The organism is Pandoraea morbifera (assembly GCF_902459575.1).
Classification (GTDB): Bacteria; Pseudomonadota; Gammaproteobacteria; order Burkholderiales; family Burkholderiaceae; genus Pandoraea; species Pandoraea morbifera.
Genome location: NZ_CABPSD010000004.1, coordinates 25,787 through 42,625 on the forward strand (window position 1 = coordinate 25,787; position 16,839 = coordinate 42,625).

At 65.2% G+C, this 16,839-nt stretch carries 15 protein-coding genes and 1 pseudogene; 9 read left to right on the forward strand and 7 right to left on the reverse strand.

Annotated elements, in window-relative coordinates; translation table 11 throughout:
• Positions 1 to 82: 82 nt before the first annotated feature.
• The gene (gene rpmF / locus PMO31116_RS08300) at positions 83 to 262 is read right to left on the reverse strand and encodes a 50S ribosomal protein L32 (protein ID WP_023594409.1); all 180 of its coding nucleotides are present in this window, start codon (positions 260 to 262) and stop codon (positions 83 to 85) included.
• Between the two features lie 128 nt (positions 263 to 390).
• Positions 391 to 1,026 carry a YceD family protein gene (locus tag PMO31116_RS08305; protein WP_246185203.1) on the reverse strand — a complete coding sequence of 212 codons (636 nt, stop codon included), beginning with the start codon at positions 1,024 to 1,026 and terminating at the stop codon, positions 391 to 393.
• 145 nt (positions 1,027 to 1,171) lie between these two features.
• Between PMO31116_RS08305 and PMO31116_RS08310 the strand changes: the two genes are divergently transcribed.
• Positions 1,172 to 1,798 (forward strand): Maf-like protein, encoded by a 627-nt coding sequence (locus PMO31116_RS08310; RefSeq protein ID WP_150566317.1) that lies wholly within the window; start codon positions 1,172 to 1,174, stop codon positions 1,796 to 1,798.
• On the forward strand, positions 1,795 to 2,511 hold the full coding sequence (locus tag PMO31116_RS08315; RefSeq protein WP_150566318.1) for an SAM-dependent methyltransferase: 717 nt from the start codon (positions 1,795 to 1,797) through the stop codon (positions 2,509 to 2,511). Before PMO31116_RS08310 ends, PMO31116_RS08315 begins: the two co-directional genes overlap by 4 nt.
• A gap of 100 nt (positions 2,512 to 2,611) precedes the next feature.
• Here the strand turns inward: PMO31116_RS08315 and PMO31116_RS08320 are convergent, their stop codons facing one another.
• The 4 genes and pseudogenes from PMO31116_RS08320 to PMO31116_RS08335 all read right to left on the reverse strand — a co-directional run bounded on the left by PMO31116_RS08320 (position 2,612) and on the right by PMO31116_RS08335 (position 5,870).
• Positions 2,612 to 3,664, reverse strand: coding sequence for a S49 family peptidase (locus PMO31116_RS08320; protein WP_150566319.1), 1,053 nt, complete (start codon positions 3,662 to 3,664; stop codon positions 2,612 to 2,614).
• 223 nt (positions 3,665 to 3,887) lie between these two features.
• A pseudogene (locus tag PMO31116_RS08325) lies at positions 3,888 to 4,211 on the reverse strand (Rieske (2Fe-2S) protein); the annotation flags it as partial.
• Positions 4,212 to 4,216: 5 nt separating this feature from the next.
• Positions 4,217 to 4,879 carry an HAD family hydrolase gene (locus PMO31116_RS08330; protein WP_150566320.1) on the reverse strand — a complete coding sequence of 221 codons (663 nt, stop codon included), beginning with the start codon at positions 4,877 to 4,879 and terminating at the stop codon, positions 4,217 to 4,219.
• On the reverse strand, positions 4,866 to 5,870 hold the full coding sequence (locus PMO31116_RS08335; protein WP_150566538.1) for an RluA family pseudouridine synthase: 1,005 nt from the start codon (positions 5,868 to 5,870) through the stop codon (positions 4,866 to 4,868). Before PMO31116_RS08335 ends, PMO31116_RS08330 begins: the two co-directional genes overlap by 14 nt.
• A 619-nt stretch (positions 5,871 to 6,489) precedes the next feature.
• On the opposite strand from PMO31116_RS08335, the gene PMO31116_RS08340 reads away from it, so the two are divergent.
• The 7 genes from PMO31116_RS08340 to PMO31116_RS08370 all read left to right on the forward strand — a co-directional run bounded on the left by PMO31116_RS08340 (position 6,490) and on the right by PMO31116_RS08370 (position 15,310).
• Complete coding sequence (locus PMO31116_RS08340; protein WP_150566321.1) at positions 6,490 to 9,870, forward strand: Rne/Rng family ribonuclease; 3,381 nt, start codon at positions 6,490 to 6,492, stop codon at positions 9,868 to 9,870.
• A 328-nt stretch (positions 9,871 to 10,198) separates the two neighbouring features.
• Complete coding sequence (gene moaA, locus PMO31116_RS08345; protein WP_150566322.1) at positions 10,199 to 11,326, forward strand: GTP 3',8-cyclase MoaA; 1,128 nt, start codon at positions 10,199 to 10,201, stop codon at positions 11,324 to 11,326.
• A gap of 244 nt (positions 11,327 to 11,570) precedes the next feature.
• Positions 11,571 to 12,251, forward strand: a complete 681-nt coding sequence (locus tag PMO31116_RS08350) for a hypothetical protein (protein ID WP_150566323.1) — start codon at positions 11,571 to 11,573, stop codon at positions 12,249 to 12,251.
• Positions 12,252 to 12,274: 23 nt separating this feature from the next.
• Positions 12,275 to 12,901 (forward strand): molybdenum cofactor guanylyltransferase MobA, encoded by a 627-nt coding sequence (gene mobA / locus PMO31116_RS08355; protein ID WP_150566324.1) that lies wholly within the window; start codon positions 12,275 to 12,277, stop codon positions 12,899 to 12,901.
• A 98-nt stretch (positions 12,902 to 12,999) separates the two neighbouring features.
• Positions 13,000 to 14,283, forward strand: coding sequence for a molybdopterin molybdotransferase MoeA (gene moeA, locus PMO31116_RS08360; RefSeq protein WP_150566325.1), 1,284 nt, complete (start codon positions 13,000 to 13,002; stop codon positions 14,281 to 14,283).
• A 112-nt stretch (positions 14,284 to 14,395) separates the two neighbouring features.
• Complete coding sequence (locus PMO31116_RS08365; protein WP_023872213.1) at positions 14,396 to 14,698, forward strand: hypothetical protein; 303 nt, start codon at positions 14,396 to 14,398, stop codon at positions 14,696 to 14,698.
• 123 nt (positions 14,699 to 14,821) lie between these two features.
• The gene (locus PMO31116_RS08370) at positions 14,822 to 15,310 is read left to right on the forward strand and encodes a GNAT family N-acetyltransferase (protein WP_150566326.1); all 489 of its coding nucleotides are present in this window, start codon (positions 14,822 to 14,824) and stop codon (positions 15,308 to 15,310) included.
• A gap of 45 nt (positions 15,311 to 15,355) precedes the next feature.
• Here the strand turns inward: PMO31116_RS08370 and PMO31116_RS08375 are convergent, their stop codons facing one another.
• A complete protein-coding gene (locus PMO31116_RS08375) occupies positions 15,356 to 16,819 on the reverse strand; it encodes a DNA recombination protein RmuC (protein WP_425494781.1) in 1,464 nt (487 codons plus the stop codon).
• Positions 16,820 to 16,839 lie beyond the last annotated feature (20 nt).

Below are 16,839 nucleotides of genomic sequence, written 5' to 3' on the forward strand. Positions count from 1 at the left end.
AAGCGGCAGGATAAGTGCCGCTTTTGCCACATCAAACGATCAAACAGCGCCATGATGGGCGCGTATCGCCTGGAGGGCCGAGTTAGTCGTTCTTGGTCTTGATGACCTTGCGACCACGGTAGAAACCGTTCGGCGAGATGTGGTGACGCAGGTGCGTCTCACCCGACGTCGGCTCGACGGCGGTCGACGGTGCGGTCAGGAAATCGTGCGAACGGTGCATGCCGCGCTTCGACGGCGACTTCTTGTTCTGTTGAACGGCCATGATAACTCCTCAAAATATCGCGAAATTTTAACACAGTTCGAGCGCCGCCTTACGGTGTCGGCCTGTCGGCCCGACCTGTGCGACTAACGCAAACATGTACTTTGGTGAGCCGGAAACCCGGCCGCACATTACTTTCCGTCCTTGTCCGGCGAGCGCTTGAGCGCTGCCAGCGCCGCGAACGGAGACGGCTTATCCTCTTCCTCAGGCGGGGGCGGCGGCTCCGCCAACCCGTCGTCACCCGTGGCCAGACTCTCGTGCACAGTCGGACAAACCTCATGTTTCGGCACGATCGGCAAAGCCAACAGCAATTCTTCCTCGATCAGCTCGCGCAGATCGAAATGCCGGGAGCCGACCAGCGCCTCGAGTTCATCCTCATCGAGCGGGCGCGCTTCCGCGGCTGCTTCGTCCCGCACGATCTCGAAGGTCGTCTCCGAGTCGAGCGGCTCCTGGTACGGCGTCAGGCAGCGCTGGCATTCGAGCCACATCGGTCCGCTGACAGACAGCGTCAGAAACTGCGCCACCGTGGGCTTGCCGTCCGCCCGCAACACCGGCTTCTCGACGCCTTCGGCGCGCCAGTGGAAAACGCCCTGCGCGCGCCCGGACGCCGAGACTTCGGCAGGCACTTCGGTTACCATGCGCGGCAACGCCGCAAGTTGCACGTCACCTTCCGCCACCCGGCCGGTACGCGCGAATTCGAACAGATCGACGATGTATTCGCTCATCACGCTCATCCTTGCCTTGGCGCATCCGAGCGCGTCTTTCATGCCCCGTGCCAGTCGCAGCGCCTTGATTCGACACCACTTCCGGGCATTCGAACAGGGATCGCGCGGACTGGCGGGACCGAGCGCCAGATTGCAAAAGCCGTGAATTCTAAATAGTTTTTCGTTTCTCGTCAAACACTTAAACCCGATGACCGCACAGCCCCATCCCCCGCTGATCCTGGCCTCCGGATCGCGCTATCGACGCGAACTGCTCGAGCGCCTGCGCCTGCCGTTCTCGGTCGACGTCCCGGACATCGACGAAACGCCCGCCCCGGGCGAAACGCCGCGCGACACATCGCTTCGCCTGGCCCGCCAGAAGGCCGGCGCCGTGGCCGCGCGACGCCCCGGGGCCATCATCATCGGCTCGGATCAGGTCGCCACCTTCGAAGGCCGTCAGATCGGCAAACCCGGCAACTTCGAGAACGCCATGGCGCAACTGCGCGACATGCGCGGCAAGATGGTCGAATTCCACTCCGCTCTTTGCGTCCACGACGCACGCAACGGCGAGACCCAGGCCACGGACGTCGTGACGCGAGTGAAGTTCCGCGACCTGCCTGACACGGTACTGGCCGCGTATCTCCACGCGGAGACCCCCTACGATTGCGCCGGCAGCGCCAAGTCCGAGGGACTCGGCATCATGCTGCTCGAGTCGATCGAGAACGACGACCCGACCGCGCTGATCGGTCTGCCACTCATTGCGCTGACGTCGATGCTCATGCGCGCGGGAATCGCGCTCCCGGGCGCAGCCCCGGCCCCTGCGGAGAACGCGGCATGAGCGGCACGCTGTATCTGATTCCCAACACACTCGGAGCCAGCACGCGCGGTGGCCTGCCGGCGGTACTCCCGGAAGACGTGCGAGCGGTCGCGGCACATCTGAAGTACTTCGTCGGCGAACAGGCCAAGAGCACACGCGCATTCCTGAAGCTGGTGGGGGTGAGCACACCGATCCAGGAAATCGATATCCGCGAGCTGAATGTCAACACGCCGGCCGCTGCCATCGATGCCCTTCTCGCCCCGATTCTCGCCGGCGCGGACGGCGGCCTGGTATCCGAAGCCGGATGCCCGGCCGTCGCCGACCCGGGCGCATTGCTGGTTCGACGCGCCCATGAAAAAGGCGTGCGCGTCGTGCCGTTCGTCGGCCCGAGCTCGATTCTTCTGGCGCTGATGGCCAGCGGCCTGAACGGCCAGAGTTTCGCCTTCCACGGTTACCTGCCGACGGACGCCGGCGAGCGCGCCAGGCGGCTGCGCGAACTCGAGCAACGCTCGCGCAAGGAAAAGCAGACGCAGATCTTCATCGAGACGCCCTACCGCAACAAGGCCATGCTCGATGCCCTGCTACAGCATTGCGACGCGGCCACCCTGCTCTGCGTTGCGGTCGATGTCACGCAAGAGGCCGAGCAGATCGTCACGCACCAGGTCAAGGGCTGGCCTCAGGCGAGCGTCGAGCTCCACAAACGCCCCGCGATTTTCCTGTTCCTCAGCCAGTAACATCCGAAAGATCGAAAATCCCGGCATTCGCGACAGCAACGAAAAACCCCACGGAAATCGGAATCTCCGTGGGGTTTTGTGCTTTTTACGTACGGACGGATTACTTCATCGACAACGCAGAGCCCATCATCATCGTCTTCATCGCCGCCGCGCCAACAGCAGCGCCGAAGCGACGCGCCACCCGCTCCGGCAGATTCTCCTTGACGGTGTAGTCGACGAGATCCGGCGCCTTGAGCACGTCGCGCGCGACCGAATCGACCGTGCCCAGCCCGTCGGCGAGCCCCAGCTCGATCGAGCGCTGCCCCGTCCAGAACAGGCCGCTGAACAGATCCGGATCGTCTTTCAGGCGGTTGCCGCGCCCTTTCTTGACCGCCCCGATGAACTGCTGATGGACTTGCTCGAGCATATCGAGCGCATACGTCTTCTGCTGGTCGGTTTGCGGCGAGAACGGGTCAAGAAATCCCTTGTTGCGGCCCGCGGTCAGCAAACGCCGCTCGATACCGAGCTTGTCCATCAGACCGGTAAAACCGAAGCCGTCCATCAACACACCGATGGAGCCGACGATGCTCGCCTTGTCGACGTAGATCTTGTCGGCCGCCGCCGCGACGTAGTACCCGCCCGAGGCGCAGATTTCCTCGACGACGACATATAGCGGCTTCTTCGGATATTTCGCCCGCAAGCGCGCGATGTCGTCGTAGATCATGCCAGCCTGCACAGGGCTGCCGCCGGGGCTGTTGATGCGCAGGATCACGCCGGCGGCCGAGCTGTCATCGAAGGCGGACTCCAGCGCCGAATTGATCTTTTGCGCACTCGCCTGAGAGTCGGGCGCAATTTCGCCACTGAGCGTGACGAGCGCGGTGTGCTTGCCGGATGTCGCGCCAACGGTCGTCGAACCGCCGTCAAAGTCGGAGATCGACCAGACAATCAATGCGACGATCGCGAGCACCAGCAGCCGGAAGAATATCTTCCACCGGCGAGCAGCGCGCTGCTCGCGGATACCGGCCATCAGCACCTTTTCCAGCATCTCGCGCTCCCACGGCTTCACTTCCTGGGAGTCGCGACCGGTGCCGCCGGCCCCGGCGGGCGGCCGGGCGCCCTGCGCAGTAAAACCGGGTTCGGAGCGGGATGAGTCGGGCGGCAAGGTGTCGGCCATACGTTATCCAGAGAGCTTGGGGGAAATAGACGAAAGTGTCGAGGCGTACACGATTGCCGCGCGATCAGCTCGCCGCCGCATCGGGCGCCTCGATATAGGCATCGGGCCACCAGACGACAGTCGTCCCGGGCGACGCGACGAGACCTGCGGCATTCGGTGCGTCGGACGAGGCCAGTGCGCTGTTCGCGCTGTTCGCGCGGCTCGGTTGATCCGCGTCGACCCGACGCTCCTCAACCCGCACGGGATGCAACGCGCCGCCCTGACACGGGCCACCCACGCAGTGACCGGTGTCGGGCTCGTACACCGCGCCATGCGTCGCGCACATCAAGTATAAGCCGGACGTCTCGAAAAACTGGCCTTCCGACCAGTCCAGCTCCATGGGGACGTGCGCACACTGGTTGAGATAACCATAGACGCGCCCTTCGTAGCGAATCACGAACGCCGGCGTACGGCGGCCGGCGACGCACACTTCGAAACGCACGCCGCGCCCGCCATCCTCGAGCGCGTCTCCTCGACAGATCGGCAATGGCCCGGCGGGCGGCGGCAGATCCGTCACACGCGCTCCAACAGCCAATCGCGCAACTCGGTCACGCTGCCGGCGCAGTACGCCGGCTCGAGCGCCACCAGTTGCTCGCGCGGATGCGCACCCCCATAGGCCACCGCCACGCCCGCCGTGCCGGCGCTGCGCGCCATCTGCAAATCGTGCGTGGTGTCGCCGATCATGACCGTGCGACGCAGGTCCTGACCGAGCTCGCGCGTGAGCTCCTGCAGCATGGCCGGATGCGGCTTCGAAAATGTCTCGTCGGCGCAACGGGTCGCATCGAACATGCGCATCAAACCGGCGGATTCGAGCGCGCGATTGAGCCCCACGCGCGACTTGCCCGTCGCCACCGCCAGAAAGCGTCCCCGCGAACGCAGCTCCTCGAGCAGTTCGCGAACGCCCGTGAACAGCACGGTCTCCTTGTCACCTATCAGATAATGAAAGCGATAGCGCTCGGACAGGCGCGGGTAGTGCGCGGGATCGAGTGACGGCACCGCCATCTGGAGCGCATCGCGCAGGCCGAGGCCGATCACGTGGTTGGCCACCTCGTCGGACGGCACGGGCAACCCCAGGTCGCGGCAGGCGGCCTGGATGCAGCGGGTAATGGTGGGCGTTGAGTCCATCAACGTCCCGTCCCAGTCGAACACGACCAGGTCGAATTCAGGGCTTGGCATCGGCGGAAGCGCCTCGAAGTTGATTCAGGAATTGCTCACATTCTGGCGGTAACGCGGCTTCCAGTGCAATCGGCGTGTCAAGCACCGGATGGGTGAATTTCAATCGCCACGCATGCAGGAACATCCGCTTGATGCCCGGCCGGCTCCCCGGGCGCGCCAGCGTCTTGTTCAGCGTGAAGTCGCCATACTTGTCGTCCCCGACAATGGGCGTGCCGCAATGCGCGAGGTGAACGCGAATCTGATGGGTGCGTCCCGTTTTCAGTTCCGCTTCGAGCAACGTATACGGCGGCAGGGATTCCACCATGCGAAATACCGTGTGCGACGCCTGGCCATCTTCCTGCACCCGGACACGGCGCTCTCCATCCGCCGTCACGTATTTATATAGCGGCGCCTTGACCGCCCGCTGCCGATCGTGCCATTCGCCGGTCACGCAAGCCAGGTAGCGCTTATCCATCCGGTTGTGGCGAATCTGCTCGTGCATGCCGACCAGCGCCGCGCGCTTTTTCGCAAGCAGCAGAATGCCGGATGTCTCTCGATCCAGACGATGCACCAGTTCGAGGAATTTCAGATGCGGGAGGGCGCGACGCAATTGCTCGATCACACCGAACGAGACCCCGCTGCCGCCGTGCACGGCCACGCCGGCGGGCTTGTCGATCGCCAGCAGGTAGTCGTCTTCGAACAATACGGGGAACGTGGCGGCCGGGACGTGGGCGGGCGCGTCGGCAGCCGGCGTCGCGACCCGGACCGGCGGAATCCGCACGATATCGCCTAGGACGAGTCGATAGGCAGCGTCTACCCGCCCTTTGTTGACGCGGACTTCGCCGCTACGCAGGATGCGGTAGACGTGGCTTTTCGGGACTCCTTTGCACTCGCGCAAGAGGAAATTATCGATACGCTGCCCGGCCGAGCCGTCGTCGACTTCGACGAGGCGGACCTGCGGTGCGGACGCCGGCGAAACCATTTTCTGCCGACTTTTGCCTAACTCATTCATTATGAATATAATTTGCCCAACAGGGGTGGTGGTAGCGGGAATCATGCCAAATCCCCACGTCTGTCGGTGCATACCCCAAAACGGTATTTTACTTGCACCCCGGACCGGCTGCTCGTTCGGTGAACCTGGAGCAGCGAGCGCACGCACGTCACGCAGCGTCGGCAGGAAGTGGGCCCATAGGCCGCTTCGGTCGCAGCGCGCGGGACGCGGATAGAGTTGGTGGTTATAGAATTTTTTGGCGATCAGACCGGGCTCCATTGTCAGGGCTGATCGCTTTGTGAATATCGTTCGCGCAATAGTCGATGTGAGGCGCCGTCACAAGAAGAATAAGTGTCGGCAGGCGCCCCGAGAAAACGCTGATGAAGTTTCTCGTCCAGTTTCTCTTGGTATGGACTGCAAGCCCGAAGTGACTCGCGCCGGGCCGGAATTTTCCGGTGCCTGGGCGGATCCGGGTGAGCGCGAAAACGTATTCCTGGCGCCATAGCGTCCGTCGGCCTCATCGCCCGGACCCCCCGGCAATTCTTCCACTCCCGGCTCGAACCTCGCGTGTTGGATAACTCGAGTGATACGTACCCGACGCACTGCACATTGGCATCTGCGGCGGGTGGGAGTCGTTTTCATGAAACGCATGTTGTTCAACGCCACGCAGCAGGAAGAACTGCGCGTGGCAATCGTCGATGGGCAGAAACTCATCGACATCGATATCGAGACGGCCGGGCGCGAACAGCGTAAAGGCAATATCTACAAGGGCATCATCACCCGTATCGAACCCTCCCTGGAAGCCTGCTTCGTCAACTACGGCGAAGGGCGCCACGGCTTCCTTCCGTTCAAGGAAGTGGCTCGCGCATACTTCCGCGAGGGCGCCGATGTGCGCAATGCGCGCATCCAGGACGCCCTCTCCGAAGGTCAGGAACTGATCGTCCAGGTCGAAAAGGAGGAGCGCGGCAACAAGGGCGCGGCCCTCACCACGTTCATCTCGCTGGCCGGCCGCTACCTCGTGCTGATGCCGAACAACCCGCGCGGCGGTGGCGTATCGCGCCGCATCGAGGGCGAAGACCGCCAGGAACTGCGCGAGACGATGGGCCAGCTCGAGTTGCCGGAAGGCATGAGCATCATCGCCCGCACCGCAGGCATCGGTCGCTCGGCCGAAGAACTGCAGTGGGATCTGAACTACCTGCTGCAACTCTGGAACGCCATCGAAGGCGCCGCCAAGAATATCGAACTTCCGCGCGACTCCGCACTGATCTATCTCGAATCGAGCCTGGTCATCCGCGCCATCCGCGACTACTTCCAGCCGGACATCGGTGAAATCCTCATCGATACCGAAGAGATCTCCGAACAGGCACGCAATTTCATGCAGGTGGTCATGCCCGATCACCTCAATCGCGTGAAGCAATACCGCGATGACGTGCCGCTGTTCTCGCGCTTCCAGATCGAACACCAGATCGAGACGGCATACTCGCGTCAGGTGCCGCTGCCCTCGGGCGGCGCCATCGTGATCGACCACACCGAAGCCCTGGTCTCGATCGACGTGAACTCGGCGCGCGCGACGAAGGGCGCCGACATCGAGGAAACGGCCCTGCGCACCAACCTGGAAGCGGCCGACGAAGTCGCACGCCAGTTGCGTCTGCGCGATCTCGGCGGCCTGATCGTGATCGACTTCATCGACATGGAGTCGGCCAAGAGCCAGCGTGAGGTCGAACAACGTGTGAAGGATGCGCTCAAGCATGACCGTGCGCGCGTCCAGATGGGCAAGATCTCGCGTTTCGGCCTGATGGAGCTCTCGCGCCAGCGCCTGCGTCCGTCGCTGTCGGAAGGCACGCACGTGACCTGCCCGCGCTGCAACGGCACCGGCCATATCCGCGACGCCGAATCGTCCGCGCTTCAGGTCCTGCGCATCATCCAGGAAGAGGCAATGAAAGAGCACACGGCGGCCATTCACTGCCAGGTGCCGGTCGAGGTCGCCGCATTCCTGCTCAATGAAAAGCGTCAGGAAATCAACAAGATCGAAGCACGCTTCAAGGTCGGCGTGTTGCTGATCCCGAACAAGCATCTCGAAACGCCGCACTACAAGCTCGAACGCCTGCGCTTCGACGATCCGCGTCTGGACGCCCCGAAGGCCAGCTACTCGCTCGCCGAGGAAGCGGCCCGTTCGCTGGAAGACGATCCGGCCGGCTACAGCAAGAAGAAGGAAGACGTGCGCCCGCGTCAGGAAGCCGCCGTCAAGGGTATTACGCCCGAGCAGCCGGCGCCGACGGCACAACCGCGTCCGGAACCGGTTGCTGCGGCAGCACCCGCTGCCGCCGCCCCGGCCCGCAGCGGTGGTTTCATCGGTTTTGTGAAGCGTCTGCTGGGCCTCGAGCCCGCCGCGGCACCCGCGCCGGCCGCGGCCGAAGCGCCGGCCAAGCCGACAACTCGTGCACCGCGCGAGCGCCACGAGCGCCCGCATCAGCAGAACCGCAACCGCCGCGGCAACGCACGCGACGACAAGGCAGTCAAAGACAACGCCGGTCAGCCCGCACGTGAGGGTCGCGAAAGTCGCGAGGGACGTGAAGGTCGCGAGGGACGTGGCGCCCGTCCGGAGCGTGCCGAGCGTGGCGAGCGCGCCGACCGTAATGAGCGTAACGAGCGTAACGAGCGTGCTGAACGTGGCGAGCGTGGCGAGCGTCAGGAGGGCCGTGACAAGCGTGAGCGCGACGACGCTCAACGTCAGCCGGCCCAGGACGTCCGCGCGGATGAGGCCCGCGAGCCGCGGGAAGGCCGTGAGCGCGGCAGCCGCCGTGACCGCAACGAGCGTCGCGAGCGCCGTCAGACCGAAGGCGCGGAAGACCAGCAGGTCGCACCGCAACGCGCAGTGGCGGCCGCAGCGCCGCTCGTCGCCGATCAGGACGCGCTCGAACAGGATCACCTGACCACACAGGTCGAAGGCGCGCCGGTCAACACCGAGGAAGGCGAGCAAGCGGGTGAGGAACGCCGCCGCAGCCGTCGCCGTGGTCGCCGTGGCGGCCGCCGCGAGCGCGAAGCCGGCGAGCAGCAACTGAGCGCCGAAGGCGAGCACGCAGAGGGCGCAACGTCCGAAGCCGTGGAAAGCGCCGCCGCAAGCACCCCGCTGCCGACGCACGAAGGTGGGGAAAAGGCGGCTGACGAAGCGCTGGAGCGCACCGAACAAGCTCCGGCCGCCCCCGCCGCGGTGGCACCCCGTACCGAACCGACGCCCGCCCCGGCCCACGCCGAGCGCGCTGAAGTCCCGGCAGTCCCGGCAGCCCCGGCAGCCCCGGTTGCAACGCTGACCGAAGCCGCACCGGTGGCGGTGCCTGCGGTGCAGGCACCTGTGATCTCGGAGCCGGTCGCACCGGTGAACGCGACGCCGCTGCCGGTGGAGCAGGCCGCCGCCGTGCCGGTCGTACCGCCGGTCAGCACGCCGCTGCCCCTGGCAACGCCGGCCCCGGCCCAGGCGGAAGTCCCGGCGCAAGCGCTGACGGAAATCGCGGCGACTGCAGCGACCGCCAGCGCTCCGTCGGCCAGTCCCGCCACGGAAGCGACCGGAGTCACCGAAGTCACCCGGAGCGCAACGGAGACCGTGCAGGCCCCGATCGAGATGGAGGCGCCCCGAGCTGCCTACGCAGGCAAGGTGGTCGAAGCCGCCGAGGCGGTTGAGGCTGTGCAAGCCGCGCAAGCCGTGGAAGCGCCCGCCGCAGCGGTTCCGGCGGTGACGGCAGCACCGGAAGCGGCGGCCGCCGCGACGGAAGTCGTCACGCAACGCGCTGCTCCGGTAGCCGCTGCGCCGACGCTCAAGCGTAGCGAGCTGGAATCGACGCTTGCAAACGTGGGTCTCGTCTGGGTGCATACGGATGCCGACAAGCATCGCGCGGCGCAGGAAGCCGCGGCGCAGGTTGTCCCGGCCCCGCGCGTAAAGCGTGAGCGCCGCGCTCCCGCGCCGCTCAACAGTGGCCCGATGGAGCAAGTAGAAACGCGCAGCACGTCGCATCACGCGGCCTGAGGCCGATCGCATGACGCTCGGGCGGCAATGCCGTCCGGACGTCAGGCGACGCGCCCCGCCACCCTGAGCGTGACGCCAGAAAAGGAGGCTTCGGCCTCCTTTTTTGTTGACGGTGGCGCATGCGCTCTCGCCGCGACCCCGCGTTGTCCCGACTTGTGTCCGACTCCGCCTGTCCGTATCGTTTGCCGACACACGGGTTTGACGTCCTGCAACGAATGTCCCGGTACCGATATCCGATGTCCGCGATGCCAATTTCGGGCACTTTAGGGCGTCACCGGCGGCCGTCAGGCCAATTCGTTAGAATGGAGACGCAAGCCTGGACCCCACCATGACCGAAACGATCATCCGACTCACCGATTTGCGAAGCGATGCGCGCTATACGACGCATTCGCCGCAGTTGCCCGCACAAGTGCGTGCCGCGACCGGCCATCTCGAAGATGCGCTGGCCCGACCGCTGCACGACCTGCGGATCTCGGTGACCGATCGTTGCAACTTCCGCTGTGTGTACTGCATGCCGAAGGACGTGTTCGACAAGGACTACGCCTTCCTGCCGCAATCGTCGCTGCTGTCGTTCGAGGAAATCGAGCGCGCCGCACGCCTGTTCATCGAGCACGGCGTGGAAAAGCTCCGGCTCACGGGCGGCGAGCCGCTGCTGCGCAAGCACATCGAACGCCTGATCGAGATGCTGGCCCGGTTGCGCACGCCGTCGGGCAAACCGGTGGACATCACGCTCACCACCAACGGCTCGCTGCTCGCGCGGCGGGCGCAGTCGCTCAAGGACGCCGGCCTCACCCGCGTGACCGTCAGCCTGGACAGTCTCGACGACGCGATCTTCCGCCGGATGAACGACGTCGACTTCCCGGTCGCCAAGGTGCTCGAAGGGATTGCCGAGGCGCAGCACGTCGGTCTGGGCCCGGTGAAGGTCAACATGGTGGTCAAGCGCGGCACGAACGACGCCGATATCGTGCCCATGGCGCGCCATTTCCATGGCAGCGGCGTTGTCCTGCGCTTCATCGAATACATGGACGTCGGCACGTCGAATGGCTGGCGCATGGATGAAGTGCTGCCCTCGGCCGACGTCATCGCGCGAATCAACGACGCGTTGCCTGTCGAGCCGCTCGAGCCCAACTATCCCGGGGAAACGGCGCAGCGCTGGCGTTACCGCGACGGAGGTGGCGAAGTCGGTGTCATTTCCTCTGTCACGCGTGCTTTTTGCGGCACTTGTTCGCGGGCGCGGCTGTCTACGGAAGGCAAGCTGTACCTGTGCCTGTTCGCGAGCGCCGGTCACGATCTGCGCACGCTGCTGCGCAACGGCGCGAGCGACGCACAGATCTCGACCGTCATCGGCGACATCTGGCACGCACGCACCGACCGGTATTCCGCCCTGCGCACGGCGGCCACCGGCCTGCCCGAAGACGCCCCACCGAAAGTGGAGATGTCCTACATCGGCGGATGAGCGCGACGGGCATCGCCCGTCCGTTCGTCGGCGCACTTTCGACTTACCGAATTCTTTTTCTCAACTCATGATCCCTGTTGCCCCGGACGGTAGTGGCGTCCGAGACTCTCTGACCATTACTCGTCGCACCCGCCGTCTCGTTGCCGCCAGTGTGAGCGCACTGGCGTTCTCCTTCGCTGCGCTCTCACCGGTCGCCGCACATGCCGATTGCGACCCCGCCGGGCGCGACGTCGCAAATCGTCTGATGACATACAGCGGTCAGCTCGGCGATCGCAATCCGCTGCGCCTCGTGCTGCGTCCGTCGTCGGGCGGCAAGCTCGAGGGTCGCTACGCCAACGCGTCGTCGCAAAGCGACACGCACCTGACCGGCAGGATCGAGAACAAGACCCGCCTGCAACTGACCGAGTTCGACGCCGGCGGCATGCCGCGCGGCACCTTCGAAGGCGAGTTCGTCGCCAACGCCGATATCGATCGCCAGCGCGGCGCGTCGTCGAGTTGCGAGGTCATCTCCGGACAATGGAAGGATCTGCGCAGCGGCCGCTCGGTCCCGTTCGAGCTGGCGCTCTCCAGCATCCAGACAGGCAAGATCGACCACTTGTACGGTGCGGCCGGCGTGAGCGACGACGAGACCGTCAACCGCGCCGCCACGCAGTTCCGCAAAGGCGTACTCGACGATCGTCGCGATGTGGTCGCCCAATCCATTCGGTATCCGCTGCACGTGTCGCTGCGCGGCAAGACATTGATCCTTCGCAACCCGAAATCACTGCTGGCGCGCTACAACGAGATTTTCACTGACGGTTACGTTCGCACGATCGGTGCCGCGGTGCCGCGCCTCATGTTCGCGCGCGATCAGGGCGTGATGCTCGGCGACGGTGCCGTCTGGTTCGACGCCAACGGCCGCGTCATCGCGCTGAACCGCTCCTGACGCCGTCCGGGAAGCCACCGCTCATGCCCCCCGCCCTCTCCCGTCACGCCATCACCGGCCTGGTGCTCGCGGGCGGGCGTGGTCAGCGCATGGGCGGACGCGACAAGGGGTTGCAGTCCTTTGCCGGACGCCCGCTTGCCGCACACGTCATCGAACGCTTGCGCCCCCAGGTCTCGGCGCTGATCATCAGCGCCAATCGGAATGGCGATGCCTATGCCGCGCTCGGCGCCCCGGTGGTCAGCGATGAGACCCAGGATTTCGCCGGCCCGCTTGCGGGCATGCTGGCGGGCTTGCGTGCCGCACGAACGGACTATGTTCTCACCGTGCCGTGCGACGCCCCCTATCTGCCACAGGACCTGGCCACGCGGCTGGCGGGCGCGCTGATCGACGCCGTCCACACCATCGGGGGCGACGCCACACCGCCTTTGGCCGCCTATGCCGCAACGGCGCACGGCCCGCATCCAGTATTCGCGCTTTTGCACCGATCGCTGGCCGACGACCTTGCTGCGACGCTCGCGGCGGGCGAGCACCGGGTCCGGGCGTGGCTGGCGCGCCACAAGGCCGTACAAGTTCACTTCGGCGACGAGCGTCCGTTTTACAATGTCAACACGCTGGACGACCTCCATACCGATACGCCGCGCGCGCCCTGACGCTCCGGGTTCCGACGCAGCCCGTTCCGTCGCCACCGCTTTTACGGGATTCATGCCGGACTCAAGCCGAAAGCGAGCCGGATGACGACGCCACACCGATGACAACACTAGACGAAGCCCTGGCCGGCTTGCCGGACTACGACCCCAACCACATGACGGTCGAATTGGCGCGCACGATTATCGTGCGCACCGCGTGTCCGGTGTCCGCCATCGAGCAGGTTGCCATTCGCGGCGCATTGGGCCGGGTGCTCGGCCGCGACGTGATTTCGCCGCTCGACGTCCCCGCCTTCGAGAACGCCGCGATGGACGGCTACGCCTTTCACAGTCGTGCCCTTGCCGCAGGCGGCAACGTGCGCCTGCACGTGGCGGGCCGCTCGTTCGCCGGCCATCCGTTCGAGGGCGACGTGGGCGCCGGCGAATGCATACGCATCATGACCGGCGCCTTGCTGCCGGCAGGCTGCGACACGGTCGTCCCGCAAGAGCAGGTGCAGCGCGAAGGCGACACGGAAATCGTCACCTTTGCCGCGAATGCGGTCACCCCCGGCCGCCATGTGCGCCATGTCGGCGAGGATTTGGCGGCCGGTCATCCTGCGCTGCATGCGGGCAAACGCCTGCGTCCGGCCGCGCTCGGGCTGCTCGCCTCGCTCGGCGTGGCCGAGGTGCCGGTGCGCCGACGCATTCGCGTGGCGTTCTTCTCGACCGGCGACGAACTTCGCTCGGTGGGCGAGTCTCTCGCCCCGGGCAATCTGTACGACAGCAACCGTTACACCCTTTTTGGCATGCTGACGCGTCTGGGCGTCGAGGTGCTCGACCTCGGCGTGGTGCGCGACGATCCGCAAGCCATTGAAAACACATTGCGCACCGCGTGCCGCGATGCCGACGCCGTCATCACCTCGGGCGGCGTGTCCGTTGGCGAAGCCGATTTCACGCGCGAGATGATGACGCGCCTGGGCAACGTCGTGTTCTGGAAGATGGCGATGCGCCCGGGCCGGCCGTTTGCGTTCGGTGAACTCGAGAGTGACGGTCACCGCGCCTTGTTGTTCGGACTGCCGGGTAATCCGGCGGCCGTGATGGCTTCGTTCTACCATCTGGTTCGCGACGGCCTGTTCGCGTTGATGGGTGCCGAGCCGCAAATCACGCCGAGCTTGCCGGTGCCGTCGGCCACGGCCATCGCGAAGCGTCCCGGGCGCACCGAATTCCTGCGCGGCATGCTCGCCCCCGACGATCACGGACGCTGGCAGGTCACCGTGGCCGATGCGCAAAGCGCCGGCATTCTGCGCACGATGAGCGAAGCCAACTGCTTCGTCACGTTGGGGACTGCGCGCGGCGACGTCGCGGCCGGCGAGCTGGTCGACGTCGTCGCGTTTGACGGACTGGTGTGACGCGAGCGGCGGACGACCTTCGGATTTTTTTCCAAAAGCGAAGCAACGAAATAACGACAAATCGCCGGCGTCGGCGCTTCGACGATGACGGCAACACAGAAAGCACACGTCAATGACCACGACAACGACAACGACAACGAAAAAGCAGATCACGTACATCAGCCCGGGCCAGACGGCCAAGGCGCTGGTGCTGGTCTATCTCACGTTCAGTATTCCGCTGGTGTTGCTCGCCTTCCTGGCGGCATTCCTGCGCTATGGCGAACTGCCGGGCCTGGCCTTCATTTCCGCGCTGGTGCTCAATGCCATCGTCGGCTTCGTGCTGCTCTGGATCGCCTGCCACGCCTATAACTGGGTTGCGGAGCGCTTCGGCGGCATCGAAATCGCCTTGAGCGACGCACCGGAAGACGAGTACTGACGCCCGCAGCGGCGGCCGACGGCGTTCCGATCGACAACCGGATCGCCAAGGCCGCCTGCCACTTGTGTCCGCGCGCACTTGCGCATTCCTGCACTCCTGCATTTCCTCATTTGCCCCTGCCCCATGTCCCTTACCCTGCGTGCTGCCACGGCCGACGACGTCGGCGCCATTCATGGTCTGATGCGAGAACTGGCTGTCTTTGAAAAGCTGCTGGATATATTCGAAGCGACGCCCGAAAGCGTGCATGAAGCGCTATTCGGCAAAGCGCCCGCGGCGGAGTGCCTGATTGCGCAATGGGACGGCCAGGTGGTCGGCTACGCGCTGTACTTCCACAACTTCTCCACGTTCCTCGGACGACGCGGCCTGTATCTCGAGGACGTCTATGTTCAGCCGTCGATGCGTGGCAAAGGGGTTGGACAGGCCCTGTTGCGCGCGCTGGCCCGAATTGCCGTCGAACGCAACTGTGCCCGCTTCGAATGGACTGTGCTCGACTGGAATCAGCCGGCCATCGACTTCTACGCGTCGCAGGGGGCGAGCGTGCTGCCCGACTGGCGTGTGGTGCGCATGACGGGTGAGGCGCTCGAGCGCTTTGCCAGGGGTGGCAACGCCTGAGGCCCCGCCGGGACCAATCGGAGCCAATCCGAGCCAATCGGACGATCAGGCGTCCTCGTCGGTATCGAGTTCGACGCCGAGCACCTCGACAGCCTGCTCGCCCGGCAACGCCTCCACCGCCTTGAGCTGACGCGCCATCGCGCGCGTGCGAACCTCGGCCTTGTCGATGGAGCGGGTGACGGTCTCGAGTTGCGACTTGGTCTTGGCGAGCACGTCGCCGAACTTGGTGAATTCCGTCTTCACGGCGCCCAGCACCTGCCACACCTCGCTGGAGCGACGCTCGATCGCGAGCGTGCGGAACCCCATCTGCAAGCTGTTGAGCAACGCGGTCAGCGTCGTCGGCCCAGCTACGGTCACGCGATATTCCCGCTGCAGGAGATCCGAGAGCCCTGGTCGCCGCAGCACCTCGGCGTAAAGCCCCTCCGTGGGCAGGAACAACAAGGCGAAGTCGGTGGTGTGCGGTGGTGCGAGATACTTCTCCGCAATGGTTTTCGCTTCGAGACGGATGCGTGTCTCGAGCGCCTTCGACGCCTCTTCGACCGCGACCGGGTCGGCGCGCTCCTGTGCGTCGAGCAAACGCTCGTAGTCCTCGCGCGGGAACTTGGCATCGATGGGCAGCCAGACCGGCGTGCTGCTGTCGCCGTTCTGTCCTGGCAATGCAATGGCGAATTCCACGCGTTCGGCGCTTCCCGGCCGGGTCGCGACGTTCTTCGCGAACTGATCGGGCGTGAGCAACTGTTCGAGCAACGCCTGCAATTGCACTTCGCCCCAAATGCCTCGCGTCTTCACATTGGTCAGCACGCGCTTGAGGTCGCCGACCCCGGCCGCGAGCGTCTGCATTTCGCCAAGCCCGCGATGCACCTGCTCCAGGCGGTCGGAGACGAGCTTGAAAGATTCACCCAGCCGCTGCTCGAGCGTTGCGTGGAGCTTCTCGTCGACAGTGCGGCGCATTTCTTCGAGCTTCGTCGCGTTGTTGACCTCGATGTCCTTGAGCTTCTGTTCGAGCGTGGCACGCACCTCAGCCAGACGCCGCTCGTTGCCCTCCGCCAGTTGCGTCAACTGCTGATGCTGCGCCTCGCCGAACCGGCGTAGTGTGGACGCCTGTTCCTCGCGCATCTGTTGCCCACTGAGCACAAGGCTTTGACGCACCGCCTCGATCTGGGCCGCATTCGACTCGGTGAGCTTCGCCAACTGCTGGGCGAAGCCGTCGATCTGATTGTTCTGCACCGTGGCCACGCTCGTCATCTGGGCGGCGAGCGTCTGCTGGAACTGCGCCATTTGGGCGCTCTGTTCTCCTCGGCCGGCACGGGCCGTTTCCGCGAACTCCTGACGCAAACCGCGCTCGCTGCGATCCGCCGCCCGCAGCAAATCGTCACGCACACTCGCAAGCGAATCGACGAGCGCTGCGCGAAGCGACGCGTCGCCTCCGCGCTGCCAGACCTTCACCGCGATTGCGATCATCACCAACAGATTCAGCGCTGCCAGCGCCACCAACACCATCTCCACCATCGCGTTGCGACTCCCGTTGA

Coding starts and splice junctions, on each gene's coding strand:
- moeA (WP_150566325.1), top strand. CDS start 13,000: ATGACAACACTAGACGAAGCCCTGGCCGGCTTGCCGGACTACGACCCC.
- PMO31116_RS08365 (WP_023872213.1), top strand. CDS start 14,396: ATGACCACGACAACGACAACGACAACGAAAAAGCAGATCACGTACATC.
- PMO31116_RS08375 (WP_425494781.1), bottom strand. CDS start 16,819: ATGGTGGAGATGGTGTTGGTGGCGCTGGCAGCGCTGAATCTGTTGGTG.
- moaA (WP_150566322.1), top strand. CDS start 10,199: ATGACCGAAACGATCATCCGACTCACCGATTTGCGAAGCGATGCGCGC.
- PMO31116_RS08370 (WP_150566326.1), top strand. CDS start 14,822: ATGTCCCTTACCCTGCGTGCTGCCACGGCCGACGACGTCGGCGCCATT.
- PMO31116_RS08320 (WP_150566319.1), bottom strand. CDS start 3,664: ATGGCCGACACCTTGCCGCCCGACTCATCCCGCTCCGAACCCGGTTTT.
- PMO31116_RS08340 (WP_150566321.1), top strand. CDS start 6,490: ATGAAACGCATGTTGTTCAACGCCACGCAGCAGGAAGAACTGCGCGTG.
- PMO31116_RS08310 (WP_150566317.1), top strand. CDS start 1,172: ATGACCGCACAGCCCCATCCCCCGCTGATCCTGGCCTCCGGATCGCGC.
- PMO31116_RS08315 (WP_150566318.1), top strand. CDS start 1,795: ATGAGCGGCACGCTGTATCTGATTCCCAACACACTCGGAGCCAGCACG.
- mobA (WP_150566324.1), top strand. CDS start 12,275: ATGCCCCCCGCCCTCTCCCGTCACGCCATCACCGGCCTGGTGCTCGCG.
- PMO31116_RS08335 (WP_150566538.1), bottom strand. CDS start 5,870: ATGAATGAGTTAGGCAAAAGTCGGCAGAAAATGGTTTCGCCGGCGTCC.
- PMO31116_RS08350 (WP_150566323.1), top strand. CDS start 11,571: ATGACATACAGCGGTCAGCTCGGCGATCGCAATCCGCTGCGCCTCGTG.
- PMO31116_RS08305 (WP_246185203.1), bottom strand. CDS start 1,026: ATGAAAGACGCGCTCGGATGCGCCAAGGCAAGGATGAGCGTGATGAGC.
- PMO31116_RS08330 (WP_150566320.1), bottom strand. CDS start 4,879: ATGCCAAGCCCTGAATTCGACCTGGTCGTGTTCGACTGGGACGGGACG.
- rpmF (WP_023594409.1), bottom strand. CDS start 262: ATGGCCGTTCAACAGAACAAGAAGTCGCCGTCGAAGCGCGGCATGCAC.